Raw genomic sequence first — 16445 nt, forward strand, 5'->3', positions numbered from 1 at the left:
AGCTATGTTTACTAAAGATTTTAGAGTCTGCTATGTTTGCACCCACTCCCTTTAATAAAGTACTACGGCTGGCCTTTGGTGCCAGCCTTGGTTTACTGCTGGCCAAACTGACCAACTCAGATCAATGGGGTGTATTTTTTACCATCAGTCCTGTGTTGTTATTGGGGTTAATCCCCAGACTAACGCCTTTTGTTGTGCTGCAGTATGTGTCGGCTAACCTGCTCGCTGGCGCGATGGTGTTGCTGTACAGCTGGCTGGGCGCTTTAAGTGCCGTCATGACGCTGGCAGTTTTTGGCTATTTTGTGTGGTTATTCCGCCTGATGGCCAAAGGGGCACTTTTTGTTTTTGCTGCTATTGCCATTATTAACGGCAGCATCTTTTTGCATTTTGCCAGCTACCCCAGCATGGATCCGGGTCAGATGCTTGGCAATGCTTTATTGGCGGTGTTGTTTGCGTTGCTGATTAGTGGTGCTGTGATTTGGCTTTTTCCTGTACCAGAACAAGCTATGCAAATGCCCCCGGCTAAAACTCCGCTTGAACAGCAACAACAGAGCCTGATCGCAGCTGCCATTGCAACCTTGTCTTTTGTTGCCTTTCAGTTGTTGGATTTACAGGATTCGCTGTCTGCTCAGGCCAGCAGTATCCTTATTCTGTTGCCCATGAGTTTCACTGGCATAGTGCAGGCTGGTATCAAACGAGCGTCAGGCGTATTACTGGGATCCGCTTATGCAATAGCAGTCCAGTTAGTGTTGTATGACAACTACCAGCATTTAGCCTTAACCCTGCTGGCGTTCTTTTTCGGCATGCTGATTTTTGCCAGAGCTCAGCAACTGGAAGGCCCGGGCTCCGGTGTAGCTTTTGGTGGCATGACAACTATGGCCATTATTTTTGGTCAGTATTTAAAGCCGGATCAGGATTTGATGTACAGCGCTTTGTACCGTATCAGCTCAGTCAGTGTTGCTGTAGTTTTAACTCTGCTCTTGGCCACAGTGTTGTATTTGCAGTTGGACCGTCGCAACCTTAAAACAAGCACGAATAAAAAAGCCCCGTTAATCAGTGACTAATGGGGCTCATCTTGTCTTTTTCACCTGGCTTTAATCGGCTTTGTCGTCCGATATAGCTTTGTGCAGTTTCACTACATTACGGCTTTTACGCATGCGGATATTGATCATCTCCACAGTCATAGAGAAAGCCATCGCAAAGTAGATGTAACCTTTTGGTACATGCACATCAAAACCTTCAACCATTAAGGTGACGCCCACTAAAATCAGGAAAGACAGAGCCAAAATTTTAATGGACGGATGCGCGTCGACAAATTCACCAATGGATTTGGCCGCAAACAACATCACAAGCACAGCTGAAATAATAGCTATAGCCATAATCTCAATGTCATTTACCAGACCCACTGCGGTGATCACAGAATCCAGCGAGAACACAATGTCTAAAATGGCAATTTGGATCAACACCATAAACAAACTATTAGCCACCACTTTAGGGCCAGTTGTTTCTTGTTCTATACCTTCGAGGCTATGGTGAATTTCCTGAGTGGATTTGGCCAGCAGGAACAAACCACCACCTATTAAAATCACATCGCGGCCTGAAATATCGTTGCCAAGCACAGTAAACCAATTTTCAGTTAAGCCCATCACCCATGAAATTGAGAATAACAACGCCAGGCGGGCAAACATGGCTAAACCCAAACCGACACGACGAGCGAAATCCCGTTGATGTGCAGGTAAACGTGATACCAAAATTGATAAGAAGATTATATTGTCGATACCCAGCACTATTTCCAAAGCTGCAAGAGTACCCAACGCAATCCAGGCCTCAGGACTTGCGATCCATTCAAACATAGAAGATTTCCAAGGTTTAGTTAATGCTGGCTAGTGTAGCGGCTTTACTGACGAATTTCAGCTGTCAGCTATGCTATATCTCAGGACTTTGGTAGTTGTTCCTTGTATTCAACCAGACCGTAGCGTTGTTTCAACTGTTGGATCTGGTCTTGTTGTTCAATCAGAAACTGATTAAAACGCCGAATTTGCTCCGGATGCTTTTGGCTGGATAAGTGAAAAGCCAGATTGGTAAAAGGCAGGTGTTCCGCCATCACTAATTCGCCAGGCGACTGCATTTGTTGTAAATGGTATTGAGCTACATTGTATTCGACATTCGCAGCATCCACCCTGCCCCGAATCGCCATACGTAAGGCCGATTCAGCATCAGCTACATCCAGAATTTTAAACTTATGTGTTTGCTTCAGCTGCAGCCACAGGCTTGGTGAAAAACCATGAATATTGGCCAGCACTTTAAAATCAGCCAGCTGCATGAACCGTTTTTCCGGTAAAACCAGTGTGGAACCTAAGGTATAAATCACCGGAGCACTGAAGTATTTGGCCAGGTTCTGATCGATATCTAAATGAGGTTGCCATGCCTTGTTATCCGGGTAAACAAAGTCAGTTAACTCCACTGAATCTTTGTATAAACGTTTGACAGGCAAAGCCTTGAAGCGAAACTCGTCACCACTCCATTGGCTGTAGAGCTGGATCAGATCAAAAAAATAGCCGCGTGGCTGCGGCGACAGAAAATCGTAATGTGGATAATAATCCAGTTGCTCTATACCTATCACATAGGTTTTCGCCTGCAGGCTCCAACAGAAACAACCACCGAATAACAAAACAAGTGCAAGGCGCATGCAACTCCAACTTCTTCAATGATACTGCTGTAAGCCTAGTTTATTCAGAGCCTATTTACCTGAATACCTTTGTTCTGGTGGCAAATAGCCCGGAATAGAGTTCAGCTCGACGTGATCCAGTTGGCCCGGTTTTAAAAACTGCTCTGCATACTGCAGATACACTTTTTGATCGATAAAAATATCAAACAGGTCTGGGTCTATATGCTGGTTTTCTTTCATTCGCCCCATAATGGCCAGACATTCGCTTAAAGGCTTACCCTCTTTATAAGGTCGGTCGGACGCCGTTAAGGCTTCAAAAATATCGGCGATTGCCATCATGCGGGCCGGCACTGACATTTGTTCTTTCGTCAGGCCTTTGGGATAACCAGTGCCATCCATTTTTTCATGATGACCACAAGCAAACTCCGGCACCCTTTGTAAATGTTTGGGGAAAGTTAAAGACTCCAGCATATCGACGGTAATATCCATATGACGGTTGATGATCTGCCGCTCTTCTGGTGTCAGGGTGCCACGGGCTATACTCAGGTTATATATTTCATTGTCAGACAACAGATTTTGTAGCTGCCCACCAATGTGGATCTGCTGTTGACGGCCAAAATCCGCCACGCGCTGCTGATCGTTTTTATCCATAAACTCGCCGCCAATATTGGCGTTACGCAAAAATTCACGTTGAGCGTCCAACTCAGCCAAACCATCCGCCAGTTGTTGTTGCAATCTAGCAACTTGCTCCAGATCCTGTTGATGCGAGGCCAGATACAAAGGACCAGCCAGACTCAACTCCAGGTCCCTTTTAGCAATTTCTATCTTGGCGTCGACCAGCTCTATCCGGTCAAAAATGGTCTGTAACTTACTGGCTTTATCCATTACATATTCGGGTGTGGCAATTTTGCCGCAGTCATGCAACCAGCCTGCGACACTTAACTCGTGACGGTCAGCCTCTGTCAGTACAAAGTCTGCTAAAGGTCCGGTATTGTAATGGTGCACCGCATTCGCCAGCATCATGGTCAGCTCAGGAACCCGCCGGCAATGCCCGGCTGTGTAAGGTGATTTTTCATCTATAGCTTTAGCAATAAGCCGTGCTATGCCCTGAAATAACTCTTCCATATTTTCAATCAGTTGCTTATTGGTCAGTGCCACAGCAGCTAAAGAAGCCAATGAGCGCACCAATTCCATTTGCTGAGTTGAAAAAGCACTGACTTTGCCATCCACTGTGGCATTAATTAATTGCAATACACCGTTCAGCTCACCCTCATGATTTTTCATCGGCACAGTCAGCACAGACTGAGTATGGTAGCCGGTTCGCTGATCCATACTGCGAGCCGCGCTTAAATCGTATTGCTGGCAGGCGTATGCATCAGGAATATGGATCATTTCGCCTTCAGCGGCAGCAATAGCCACTATGGCGTGTTGATTCACCTGACCCTCTGTGTAGATAGAAATAGAGGGGAACGGGATCTGCACGCCAGAACTGCCGCCCATATACATATTGAGCGAGTTGTTGATTAAGGTCTCAAATTTCAGACACTTGTCAGCCGTCACTGAATAAATAGTGCCGCCGTCTGCCTGAGTTAAGGTTTGAGCACTGGTTAAAATACGCTCCAGCAGACGGGTTGTATCCCGCTCTACCGACAACGAAATACCTATTTCTATCAGGTGTCGTAATACTGAAGGTTCAGTCATCATTTTTCACTGCCATGACTACTTTTCTGCATGAGTATAGACCCCATCCCAATCTGCACCAGGTGGATGCTGACGGTAATGAGCCAATCGTTCGAGATACAAGCTGTATAACTTATCACTATAGCGCTGATGCAGCGAGGCCCAAAGCACTTCGGCGTCGGCCCAGTTTTGCTCTGAGTACAACAAAAGCGCTTGTTCATGCTGCTGCAACGCGACAACCAAGTCGGGGTTGAGCACTAAGCTGGCATCCACAGGTTCATAAATAGCCACAGCTTCAGTTTTACCTTTCACTTTCACTTTATCTACGCTGCGAAAAATGATGTTCTGGCATTGCTGCACAGTCGACTGACTGACCAAAAACCGGACACCGTAATATTTCGTCAGACTTTCCAGGCGGGAGCCTAAATTCACCGCATCTCCAAGCACTGTATAAGCACGGCGGTATTCCGATCCCATGTCACCGACGTTCATTTCGCCAGTATTGATACCCACACCAATATCGATGGCGGGCAAACCATCCGACACAAAACTTTTACTGAGTTCATCCGTGACTTTTAACATAGAAAAGCCAGCTTTCACCGCCAGTTCTGCATGATCTTTGACATCCAAAGGCGCATTCCAGAATGCCATCACCATATCACCCACATATTTATCTATAGTGCCCTGATGCTCAAAAATAGTTTTGGTAATGGGCGAAAAGTAGCGATTGAGTAAGGATTTTAGTTCTGTGGCACTCAGCTTCTCTGACAAGCTGGTAAAACCCCGAATATCAGAGAACAACACCGACATCTCCTTTCTTTTACCGTCCAGGCTGACACTCTCAGGGTGATTCAGCATTTCATCAATGTGAGCAGGTGGCACATACTGGTCAAAAATAGACTTGATCCTTGCCTTTTGCTGCGAAGCGCCAAAAAAGCCATAGATTAAATTCAGTAAGGTCAGGCCTAAAATCAGCAACAGGCTCGATGTCAGTGGCAAATCCAATTTTAACACCTGCCAGCAGTATAGGTTTCCCCCCAGAGTCAGCAGTAAAAGACCACTGCCACTCAAAGCCAAACTAACAGGACCCAAAGCAGGAAAAGTCAGACTCATCAACAGACCCAGCACCACTAAAAACAAAAACACCAAAGCTTCAGCCCAATCCGGATGCGAGTGAATCAGTTCCGGATAAATGAGGCCTTCAAACACATTGGCATGCACTTCCACGCCAGGGTATTGCACCCCAACCGGAGTGGAGCGCAAGTCGGCATGACCTACAGCTGAGGTGCCAACAAAAACGATAGCGTCTTTGAGCAAAGTTTTATCTACTTGACCATGCAACACATCGGAAGCGGAAATGTAAGGGAAACTACGGGCGGGCCCACGATAAGGGATCAACACCCTGCCGTATAAATCTGTATTGATGCGGGTATTCCCCACAGTGACACCGACTATAGTATTAATCTGTTCCAAAGGAGCGGTTTCTACCGTCAATTCGTTCGCCAGTGCATACAAACGGGCAGCTTCCAGCGCCAGTGAAGGATAGACTTGATCCTGATAGCGGATCAGTAAAGCCGCCTGACGAATAAAACCATCAGGGTCTGGGGATGAGTTAATAAAACCTGTGCCCGAACTATGTTGTTGCAGCACAGCAGTGTTGGCTACATAGCCTTCAAAATGACTGGCTGAACTTTGACTGGCCTCAGTGTCCATCAGAACATAACTTTCAGGTAACTGACCTATAGCCAGTTGTTCTTGCTGAAATAAGAATCCCAGTACCACATCTTTGTTTTCAAGGCTGTTGGCAAAGTGTTGATCCGCATCCAGAGCCGGGGCTAATTGCTGCAATTCTTCAGTCATTCCGGCCGATAGCTGCTGCTTTGCCCCCTGTAACACTTGCTGTACCGGGTTACGTTCAGGCTCTGAGAAAATGACATCAAAAGCCACCACTGAAGCCCCTGCTTCAGTTAATTGTTCCAGCATTTGCGCAACCAACTGTCGGCTCCAGGGCCAACGCCCCACTTGCTGCAAACTTTTTTCGTCTATATCCACAATGACGACAGGCAGGTCGGTTGCGGCTCTGTAAGGCAGAGTCAGTGTTAATCTGCTGTCATACAAGATGCCATCCAGACGTTTTAACAAGGATTGCTCTGAATACACTGCACTGAGCTGAGCCAGCACCAGCACTGCGCTAAACAACAGACTACAAAATACGATCCACTGATGACGACGCCAATACTTCAGCACCACAACTCCATTCCTTCCTGCGCCATCACCACTTCAGGTTGCTGACCATAAAACTGCTGCGCCAACTGATCCAATTGCTGATCAGTGCGAGCCGGATCATGACTGAAAATCACCAGTTTTTTCACTTTAGCCTCCACAGCCAAAACCACAGCCTCACTGACCAGTGAGTGGCCCCACCCCAACTTATGAGGCATATCAGCTTCCAGATACTGTCCGTCATGGATCAACAGATCGACACCTGCGACAAACTCCAGCCACTGTGCTCTTGAGGTCAGCTCTTGTTGCGGTGGGTAAAGTTCATTATCAGTGACATAAGCCATAGTCTGGCCGTCTGCTGCAATACGATAAGCACTGCCCGATCCCGGATGATTCAACCGGCAACGTTGAATTTGAAAATCCCCCAGTTGCCATTGATCTTCTGCCATAGGGGTAATGCGAATTGCAGAGGGTAACTGTTCTGGTGTCACAGGAAAAAACTCGCCACACATTTGCTTTAAAATAGCGTCATGCTCACCCTGCAGGGTATGGCCCGGAATTATGCGGATCGGCCGCCCGGCCTGGTAGGCTGGTGCAAAAAAGGGGAAGCCCTGAATATGGTCCCAGTGGTTATGGCTCAACAGCAACACCAGTTCGGTAGTGTCAGCCAAGAGTTCTTGTCCAAGGCCCCGAATACCAGTGCCTGCATCCAGAATTAATTGCTGACCACTTTGGCTGGTCAGCAATACACAAGGGGTGTTGCCACCGTAACGCTGTGTATCAGCACCGGGAGTAGGAATTGAGCCACGCACACCATAAAATTTAATTTGCATAATGGCTCACTAAATATTGCCGGGGTTGTAGTGATAGAACAGGTATTGCCGCAGCGTTGCCTGATAGCCTCCCGATCCATAGTTACTCCAACCCAAGGTGACTTTACTGCTGGTCAGTTCAATAAATACATCGCTGGAGAAGCTAGAACCGGTAAATAAGTAAGCGCCATAAATAGCAGAGTTGGCTTCAAAAGCAGGATCCCAGCGGCCTACATCTGCGCCACTGCCATCCAGCAGCACGCGCCCTACCCAGACATCGTTCCACATGSTAGTACCAGCCATCAGCAATCGTCCTTCAGTATCCATCTGGATTTTTTTGATCTTCAAAGCGGCAGGCACCAGATTGCTGAAACTGTTATACAGTCTCGGCATACCTGAATTAAACGAATTATCCGTCAGACCATTTTGCAGCAACCTATACAGGTAATGAGAATCATAGCCCTCATAACTTCTCGACAGTGCCAAAACCAGATTGCGCCCAGCATCAAAATCCAGGCCATTGATATATTCAGAATAGTGGTAGTAGTCATTACTGTTATCCACCAGATTCATCAGGCTATAACCCAAAGCGGCATCACCAAAACTATCTGAAGGACTGTTGGCCGCATTCATCAGCACGCCGGTATCACTAAAGCGGGCAATATAGAGTTGAGGATCAGTACTTAGCTTGTATTGGCCTGCGATCACCAGACTACCGTCTGCAGGATCCAGTTTCATTTGACTGAGTCGTTCTTCTGTTGCTGAGCTGGTATCTATTTCGCTGAATATTGTATAGCCCGCTGCCGAATCACCAAAATAGCCGGCATCCAGACTACCATCGGTATTGAGCTGCATAACCACAACGTCTGTATTGTCGTACAGGTAGCTATATTCGGCGCCAATCAACAGGTGACCGTCAGCCCTGACTTGTAGCTTCACTACCTCAGACTTGTCATAACTACCCACAGCAGCAGGCGTTAAGGTAAAAATTCCATTCGCAAAACTGCTGTCCAGAGCACCATCCTGATTTAACCTCATGACAAAACCAGTCTGATCATTATTCTCATCAATACCATCACCGGCCACATAAAGCTGATTTGAATCTGCTTCAGCTATGGTGTTTATCCCGATATTATAAAGCTGGTCATTCGCCACAAGCACCAGACCATGATTACCAAAACTCTGATCTAAAGCACCACTGGCGGTTAACCGGCCGATAAAGAACTGCTGGTAACTGCCGTTCAGATAAGAGTAGCTATAACCATAAATAAGGGTTTTATTGACCTGACTGCCCAGCAGCAATCTTTGGCTGCCAAGCAAAACATCTTCACCAAAGCCGGCATTAAACCAGCGCTGACCATCGCCGGAAAATGCGGTGTCTGCGGCCAAAGTATTATGCTGATATTTACCGACCCAGTTAAAGCTAACACTGCCAGTAGCACCGTAATTTGGATGACTGAAATGATTGAGCAACCATAAGCCAGCACCATCACTCTGTAGATCCACAGCTTTTAATTGTCCATCCACAGCAAGAGGCTGATCGGACATAAAGTCCCCAATCAGATTATATTGGCTGAGCGAGACCATATCACCCTCGCTCTCTGCAGTGCTTGTCAGCACATAAAATCCACTCTGATCAACCGCCAGAGCTTGGTAATGCAACGGATAACCTGAATGACCACTGACCTGAATAAATCCGGCAGCATTGCCAAAGACAGGATTCAGACTACCGTCGTAAGTCAGCTTAAAAAACAATCCATCCGGACTTGTTGGGGCAGAAGACTCAGTCACGCTGCCCACCACATACAACTCATCGTTGTACAACACAGCGTCATAAGGCTTAGAGGAATACAAAGAGAAATCATATTCCCTGAAGCCAACACAGCCTGGAGTGCAGCCGAAAGTACTGCTGTCTAATACAAAAGAAGAGGAAAAGCGGGCAATCACTATATGGTCTGCAGACGACTGGCCTATACCATAGTAGTTATGGTCGCTGTCCTGACGAACCAGATCAAAAGCTTCAACACTAGTGATGGTACTGACCCAGCCAGCCTGATAGCCGGAATCTGCAAACTCAAACAGGAAAGCACGATCATCCTTGCTGCCGGACACGACATAATGTCCAAGATGGTTCAGAAGCAGATCTGTGGCCTGCACATCGCCGCTGTCACAGGGACTGTATTCACAAAGTACATAACCCTGCATGCTGCCAAAGCTATAATCCAGAGCTCCGTCGTCACTGAGTTTAATCAGATAAAAACCTGAACCACCAGTTTCGCTATAGTTTGCCAGTATCACCAGTTCATTGTTGCTGGTGACTACGCCAGCTACAGCTTGCTCTGTGGTATAGACAGAAAATACCTTACTTCTGAACAAGCCTTTGTCTGCATAACTAGAGTCCAGAGAGCCATCCGGGTTCAGTCGTACAACAAAAAGTTCCTGCTCAAAAGAATTGCTGACGTTACCAATCACCAGACTACGGCCATCACTCTGAGGAATAATTTGCACCGGATCGTTGTATTCACCACTGAGCATCATCTCCAGTGCCAGATTGGCACCTCCGGCAAAACCAGTATCAGCAATCACTGTGGTTTCATCGGTTGGGGCAGCAATAACGCTAATGATTACTGTGGCTGTGTCTGTCAGATTGGTATCACCATTTTCTGTCACTTTGACCACCAGACTGTAAGACGCTGTAGTGCCAGCATCCAGCAAAGACGAATCAGCAACCTGAATCACGCCTCCTGAGGTAATAGCAAAAACCCCACCAGTGTTGCCTGACAAAATCTCAAAACTGTAACTACCCGGATCCTGGTCAGTCAGAGTCATGGTCAACACCTGCTGTGAGTTCACATAGTCATCATAAATAGTGACAGTCGCGTCTTGTAGAACCGGAGGAGCATTGACCGGGAGAATGTTCAATTCCACCTGAGCATCCGAACTGAGTGCCCCCTGAGTCAGCCGGTAGGTAAAGTAAAAAGCACCGTAGGAGCCAGTTGCAGGCTGATAGGTAAAAGTACCATCTGTATTAAAGCTCAGCGTGCCATAAGGTGGCGCTTGCACCAGACTGACACTCAGCTGCTGGTCTGGATCAAAAATATCATTCTGCAGTACAGAATTACCTGCGGTCACTGTAAGCAGCGTATCTTCATCCAGAGTATAAGCATCAAAGTTTGCTAACAAGGCAGGCAACACCTGAGCCACAGTGATGGTGACTGCTGMACTTGCAGTTCTTACACCATTAGTAACCTGGTAATGAAAAATATCCTGTCCATAGAAGTTCGAATTAGGTTGATAGCTAAAACTGCCATCCGCGTTAAGGCTGAGCTGCCCATAGAAGGGTCCTGAAGTGACAGAGGTTGCGGTTAACCCCAACCCAGTAGGATCATTGTCATTGCTAAGCACACCTGCAGCAATATTCACCTGCAACACGCTGTCCTGATCCACTGTATAGGAGTCAGCATTAGCGACAGGCATGGCAGATATCACATTCAGCGTAATTAAAGCTGTACCTGCAGCCCCAGCACTGTCCGCGATTTGTATATACAAAGCGCCACTGCCACCACCTCTGGCCAACAGCGCACTTGCACTGGCCACCACAAGCTGGCCCTGATTAGTCACGGAAAAGGCTTGAGTGTGATCCCCACTCAAAATGCTAAAGCTGTAACTCTGGTCGGTTTCAGCATCTTGCCAAACCAGTTGCCCTACAACAGCTCCCTGCACCACAGCCTCAGAAAAAGTAAAAGTAGCAGGACTTAATACAGGCGAATCATTCACCGGAGTGATAGTAACAAGCACAGTGGCCTGTGCAGACCGGATGCCATTACTGGCACTGTAAACAAAACTGTCTTGCCCATAAAAATTCAGGTTTGGGCTATAGCTAAAATGGCCATTCGCATTCAGGTTTAACACACCATGAGCAGGAGCTGTCACCAGACTGGCAGTTAAGCCCACCCCTTTTAGATCCACATCATTGACGAGCACACTGACAGCTGACGACAGTACCTGATCTTCCGCCACTGTATAGTTGTCATTATTTGCAGTCACCAGAGTGCTCTGAATCCTGACGGTTACAGTGGCTTGTGCTGAAAGACCCGCACTATTTTGTGCTCTGACCGTCAGTAGAACAGAAGTCCCCCCCAACTGAACCAAAGGTGCAGGGTTTACAACACTAAGTGCACCAGCAGCAGTCAGACTGAAAATGCCCTGTGTATTACCAGCAATAAGACTAAAGCTAATACTTGTATCAGGATCAGTGTTGGTCACGACAAACTGGGCTAAGCCAAAACCTTGAGGTACATCGTCCCAGACGTCAATCGTCATATCAGAAAATACAGGGGGGTTTGGAGCTGCAATAATAGTGATGCTCACAGAGCCAGTACCCACAGCTCCCGCAGGATCTGTCACCTGATAGCTAAAACTGTCTGTCCCTGTTGCCGTAGCATTGGGTTGATAGCTAAAAGCACCGTCCGCTGACAAGCTCAACACTCCCTTGGTCGGAGCTGCAACAGGGGTAGTGACCAGACTCAGGTTGTTGTCATCCACATCAAACGCGTGCGCTAACAAACCTGGAGCTTGCACAGACAACAAAACGCCCTGACTCACAGAATAAGAGGATGCCTGTACCACTGGCGGATCATTTTGCGCTATGACAGTCAGCGACACAGTAGCAGTGCTGACTAAACCGGCAGGGTCTCTAATCTGGTAGCTAAAACTGTCAGTACCAAAAAAATCCTGATTTGGGATATACAAAAAACTGCCATCGGATGCCAATAGCAACTGGCCATTTTTGACGGTAGCTGGTAATTCAGTGATCAAGGTAACTGTATCGCCATCAGGATCAACATCGTTGGCCAAAATGCCATTTGTGGCATTCACCTCCAGTCTTTGATCCTCATTCACCTGATAACTATCATTCTGAGCTACTGGGGCAGCGTTCGTCATTTCAATACGCAGACTGACCCTGGCCTCAGCTAAACCGCCCTGACCATCAGTCACCTGATATACAAAAAAATCTTCACCTGCATAATTGGTTTGTGGTGTGTAGCTAAAAGAGCCATCAGTATTCAGTTGTAAATTGCCATGGGCAGGCGCTGTTAAGGGGATGATGTTGACAACCAGCCTATCGCCATCCACATCAAAATCATTATTTAATACCCCTGGCGCAGCAATATTCAAACTGTTGTTTTTATTCAGACTATAACTGTCATCCTGTGCTACCGGTGCATCGTTCACAGGCAACACAGTCAGACTGACCAGCGCTTGTGCTGTCAGCCCTTGAGTGTCGATGATTTGATAAATAAAACTGTCATTACCAACAAAGTTGGGTACTGGCTGATAAATAAAAGATCCATCGGTATTCAGTACCAAAGTTCCGTTATCCGGCAACCGCACAGCTTTTGGATCCAAGCTGAAACTGCGGTCATCAGGATGACTGTCATTGTCCAGTAAAAAGCCTCTGAATTCCGTATCTTCGTTCAGGCTAAACTGATCAGGCGTAGCAACAGGGGATGAAAATTCAGGCGCCCCCACAGGCTGCACTACATGTTGCTGCGAGAACAAACTTTCACCAGACGAATCAACTCCGGTAATAAGGACAAAATAACGTTGATTTGCAGTCAGGTTTGGTACAGACAATGCCGGTTGAGTCAGAGCTAAAAACTGCCGTCCACCGGTTTTTGTCAAAACATTTTCAGGTGTGATACCTGGCTGCTCTGCAATGTAAAGGTTATAACGGCGAGCACTACTGTTTGCTGTCCAGTTGATCTGTGCACTGCTGTCAGTTCTGCTGGTGTTTACCCCTGTGATGGGTTCTGGCAACCATTCAATATCCCGGGCATCAAACATAACGCGATTGCCTAGCAGATCCTCCAGCCACAACTCTAAACGTAAGGATCCGGGAGTTAAGCCAAAATTGCGCGGATTTACCCCTGTCACAGTTTGTGAGTAGGATGTACCACAGTTGCTGTCACATAAAACCAAAGCCTGTTCACTGCCATTAAAACCAACCAGCACCCGGGCTATACCATCAGGGTCCGCCACATCAACAGCTATAGTCAGATTGCCACTAATACTCTCACCAGAACGCGGGAAACGATAAGTGGCAGTGCCATTACCCACAGCAAGATTTTGAACCTGATCAGTCCGTAAAGGCGAACCTGCGGCCAGCGAGTTGTAGCCAAAAGCCACCATTAAGCCCATTTCAACAGGAGTGTCTCCCACCGGAGGAATGACGGGCGGAGACACTGGAGGCACTTCCCCTGAGGGTGTATCTGGCCCACTTTCACCACCAGAGCCACCACAAGCGACCAGCAGCACACAAAGTGTGAACACTAACCAGCAGCGAAAAAGTTCACGAAGCAGAGCTACACACATAACTTTATCCTTCAAGGCGGTGCTACTTGATCAAAAATATACCGCCAGCTGTCACCGCTGGGTTCTCTGTTTCGCTCAGCACAAATTGCCCGAGGATCTGATCAATACCATCCACAAAAAGGGTGTCGACCTGCCCCTGCGCTCTGTCATTACCATGGCTGGCGAAATTAACACCTAATTCCAGTTGGTCCACATTCACCACCCCATTAAAAGCAGCAAACCACTCTCCCCCCGCATCGTTAAAAGACAACTCACCTTGAGGGACAGTGCCATTATCAAAATCTATCGTCAGACTGACCTGAAAGTCAGACACAGCCCCTTCTGTGCTTTGCACACTGAATTGTTCAAGGCTGGCGTATTGATAACTGCCTGAGCGCGCGGCAATTAATTCAGCAACCGGAATTTGATTGCTGCTGCCCTGATAAGCTTGCTCCGCAATAAAGGACGTCTCTTCAGAACCCTGATTTGACACTGAATTTGTCGCTTGGGTTAAGACGGTAGTTGACGCTGCATCCGCACTGCCGCCGGAGCCGCCAGCGCTTTCTTCGCCACGAGCACCGGATTCTCCTGCAAATTCAGCAGGAGGAGACAACAAGGGGGTCACCTGCCCCGTTGTGGTGATTTGCGCAAATGACGCACTTGCTCCCCCACCAAAAGTAACATTTTCTACAGTACCGTCTGAGCGGGTAATTTGTAATTCAATCTGACCATCCCAAACCCCCACCAGCATAATTTCGTTGATGTAAGACAACTGAAAAGTAGTACCACGAATACCTATGCTGCCCACAGGAGTTTTGAGCTGGTAGTTACCGGCATCCCCTTTGATAGAGCCAGTGACTGTGCGCAAGCCGCCTTTAACAAGTTCCATCACGACTGAGCCTTGTTCAGTGGCGGAACCGGCTTTGTATTCAGAGATCAACAGCTCTGTATCGCTTTGCAAAGCAACCAAAGCCCCATCAAGCATTCTGAACTGGGCCTGGCTTTGTGCACCTGTACTGACCTGATCGATATTAAAAACAGGTGCTTTACGACTTAAATCGCGGCTTTGTTGGGTATCAGTTGCTGTGGCAGTGACATTGCCCCTGGCCATCAAGGTCAGCCCTGCATTAGCAGCTTGTTCCTGGGCTGATACAGCAAGACTGAGGATCGCCAAAGCTGCTATCACAGACAGGTGAAAGTTAGAACGCATAGCTGGCTCCTAGCACACATTCTGTGCGGTCGTATTCATACAAAGTAACGGGGCTGTTTTTATTAGTGTAGCTGCATCTGAGTTCAGTGCCGAGCGAGGCCGAATACTGCCACATCCAGCTGGCTGTAAAGGAAAATAGCGATTCTTCCCGCTCTACCCTGAATAATGGGTGAGGTGCTTTATAACTAATGTCCTGTAGTTCAGCTCTGGCCAGAAGAATATGCGAGGCGCTGGCCAGCCAGATAGTGCTGTAACTGAGTGAACTGACATCTCTGCTATTGTAGTCGGCGCTCTCCAGCCGGCTACGTTCATTGGACACACTGACATTAGCCTGATTAATCCAGCGGTTGCCTTTACGTTCCCAGGACGCTGTAATGGCATGCACAGTCAAATTTAATCTGTCATCTATTCTGTTATCTGAACGACCTGACACCCATTGCAAACCGATAGAATTGAGAGCATTAAACTGATAGCTGCCACTGATTTGCCCTCCCCAGTCATTCCTGTACAGCTGTCCGTCTAAACGCAGAGGTCTGCTGTAGGCACGCAGGCTATAACGGTACTGCTGATAATCAGCTTCAAAACCCACACGAGCGGCCAGAGTTTCCCGGTCAAATTCAGACAACTGATTAAACTGTGTTGCTGCTAACTGTGCATCCGCCAGCCAGGCATAACGCTGATCCTGCTGCCAGCGCCCATCGAAGCTATAGCCAAGTTGATGGAAATGGTCACTGCTTGCTTTACTTTGCGGAAACACATCAATTTCTCCCAAAGAAGGGATAAAAATTCTATCCTCAGCCGTACCGCTGTTTACATTGTCATCATGACCAAAACCATACCTGATCTTATGCCGCTGATAGCCTTTGAGCTTAGCTTGCTGCCACTCTACTGCACTGCGTAACTTAGACACAGGCTCAACCAGATCTGCTTGTGGCTGTGTCCCGAGTCGTTCCAGTTGACGTAAAGCTGCAGGGTAATTCTTTGTTTTGTAATAGGCCTGAGCTAAGGTAAAACGAGCTTGCTGCCACGCAGGTTTCTCAGCAACAACACGTTCAAGCGCAAATACAGCTCTGTCATTTTGACCTACATGCAAAGCAATGCGGCCATAGGCCATATCAAAATCGGGGTCCCCTGCTAACTCCGCTTCCAGCGCTTCAGCCAATTGATAGGCCTGTTCCAACTGACCTGTTTGCACCAGTTGAATAAATTCAGCCTTTTGCTGCTCTGTGCTTTGCACTGCAGCAATCAGTGGACAAGCCGCTGTGCTTAACAAAACAAAAATGCCCATTTTCAAAAGAGGCTTGAGAGTGGCTTTCACTTTTTGTCTCCCGGCTTTTCTCACTGCAACCTCTTGTGCTTTGTGATGGCCAGACACTGTATTTGCCTGACAAATAATTAATTCTGCTGTAACAGGAATAGCAGGAAATGTAAAAAAGGAAAGCTCTAACTCTGAATTTCACAGCGGAAGTGAAAAATAAATAGTCTGCATAAACATAGA

The 16445-nt window shown here is 47.4% G+C and carries 9 protein-coding genes; 1 reads left to right on the plus strand and 8 read right to left on the minus strand.

Annotated elements, in window-relative coordinates; translation table 11 throughout:
- Nucleotides 1-32 precede the first annotated feature (32 nt).
- On the plus strand, nt 33-1064 hold the full coding sequence (locus P3C17_RS07825; protein WP_300928890.1) for a DUF2955 domain-containing protein: 1032 nt from the start codon (nt 33-35) through the stop codon (nt 1062-1064).
- A 30-nt stretch (nt 1065-1094) separates the two neighbouring features.
- On the opposite strand, the gene P3C17_RS07830 is transcribed toward P3C17_RS07825, so the two are convergent.
- From P3C17_RS07830 to P3C17_RS07865, 8 genes are all read right to left on the minus strand, one after another.
- On the minus strand, nt 1095-1853 hold the full coding sequence (locus P3C17_RS07830; protein WP_300928891.1) for a TerC family protein: 759 nt from the start codon (nt 1851-1853) through the stop codon (nt 1095-1097).
- Between the two features lie 80 nt (nt 1854-1933).
- Nucleotides 1934-2689, minus strand: coding sequence for a hypothetical protein (locus P3C17_RS07835; RefSeq protein ID WP_300928892.1), 756 nt, complete (start codon nt 2687-2689; stop codon nt 1934-1936).
- A 51-nt stretch (nt 2690-2740) separates the two neighbouring features.
- The gene (locus P3C17_RS07840) at nt 2741-4372 is read right to left on the minus strand and encodes an HD family phosphohydrolase (RefSeq protein WP_300928893.1); all 1632 of its coding nucleotides are present in this window, start codon (nt 4370-4372) and stop codon (nt 2741-2743) included.
- Nucleotides 4373-4387: 15 nt separating this feature from the next.
- On the minus strand, nt 4388-6595 hold the full coding sequence (locus P3C17_RS07845) for an adenylate/guanylate cyclase domain-containing protein (protein ID WP_300928894.1): 2208 nt from the start codon (nt 6593-6595) through the stop codon (nt 4388-4390).
- The gene (locus tag P3C17_RS07850; protein WP_300928895.1) at nt 6589-7404 is read right to left on the minus strand and encodes an MBL fold metallo-hydrolase; all 816 of its coding nucleotides are present in this window, start codon (nt 7402-7404) and stop codon (nt 6589-6591) included. Before P3C17_RS07850 ends, P3C17_RS07845 begins: the two co-directional genes overlap by 7 nt.
- A 9-nt stretch (nt 7405-7413) precedes the next feature.
- Nucleotides 7414-13758 (minus strand): Ig-like domain-containing protein, encoded by a 6345-nt coding sequence (locus P3C17_RS07855; protein WP_300928896.1) that lies wholly within the window; start codon nt 13756-13758, stop codon nt 7414-7416.
- A 22-nt stretch (nt 13759-13780) separates the two neighbouring features.
- The gene (locus P3C17_RS07860; protein WP_300928897.1) at nt 13781-14947 is read right to left on the minus strand and encodes a FecR family protein; all 1167 of its coding nucleotides are present in this window, start codon (nt 14945-14947) and stop codon (nt 13781-13783) included.
- Nucleotides 14937-16265: a bacterial transcriptional activator domain-containing protein gene (locus P3C17_RS07865; RefSeq protein WP_300928898.1), complete on the minus strand. Its 1329-nt coding sequence runs from the start codon at nt 16263-16265 to the stop codon at nt 14937-14939. The genes P3C17_RS07860 and P3C17_RS07865 overlap by 11 nt, the downstream gene beginning before the upstream one ends.
- Nucleotides 16266-16445: the final 180 nt, after the last annotated feature.

It is taken from the genome of Rheinheimera sp. 1928-s, from assembly GCF_029269265.1.
Classification (GTDB): domain Bacteria; phylum Pseudomonadota; class Gammaproteobacteria; order Enterobacterales; family Alteromonadaceae; genus Pararheinheimera.

Excerpts from the sequence above, each read along its gene's own strand:
- P3C17_RS07825 (WP_300928890.1), top strand. The coding sequence starts at position 33 with ATGTTTGCACCCACTCCCTTTAATAAAGTACTACGGCTGGCCTTTGGT.
- P3C17_RS07830 (WP_300928891.1), bottom strand. The coding sequence starts at position 1,853 with ATGTTTGAATGGATCGCAAGTCCTGAGGCCTGGATTGCGTTGGGTACT.
- P3C17_RS07835 (WP_300928892.1), bottom strand. The coding sequence starts at position 2,689 with ATGCGCCTTGCACTTGTTTTGTTATTCGGTGGTTGTTTCTGTTGGAGC.
- P3C17_RS07840 (WP_300928893.1), bottom strand. The coding sequence starts at position 4,372 with ATGATGACTGAACCTTCAGTATTACGACACCTGATAGAAATAGGTATT.
- P3C17_RS07850 (WP_300928895.1), bottom strand. The coding sequence starts at position 7,404 with ATGCAAATTAAATTTTATGGTGTGCGTGGCTCAATTCCTACTCCCGGT.
- P3C17_RS07860 (WP_300928897.1), bottom strand. The coding sequence starts at position 14,947 with ATGCGTTCTAACTTTCACCTGTCTGTGATAGCAGCTTTGGCGATCCTC.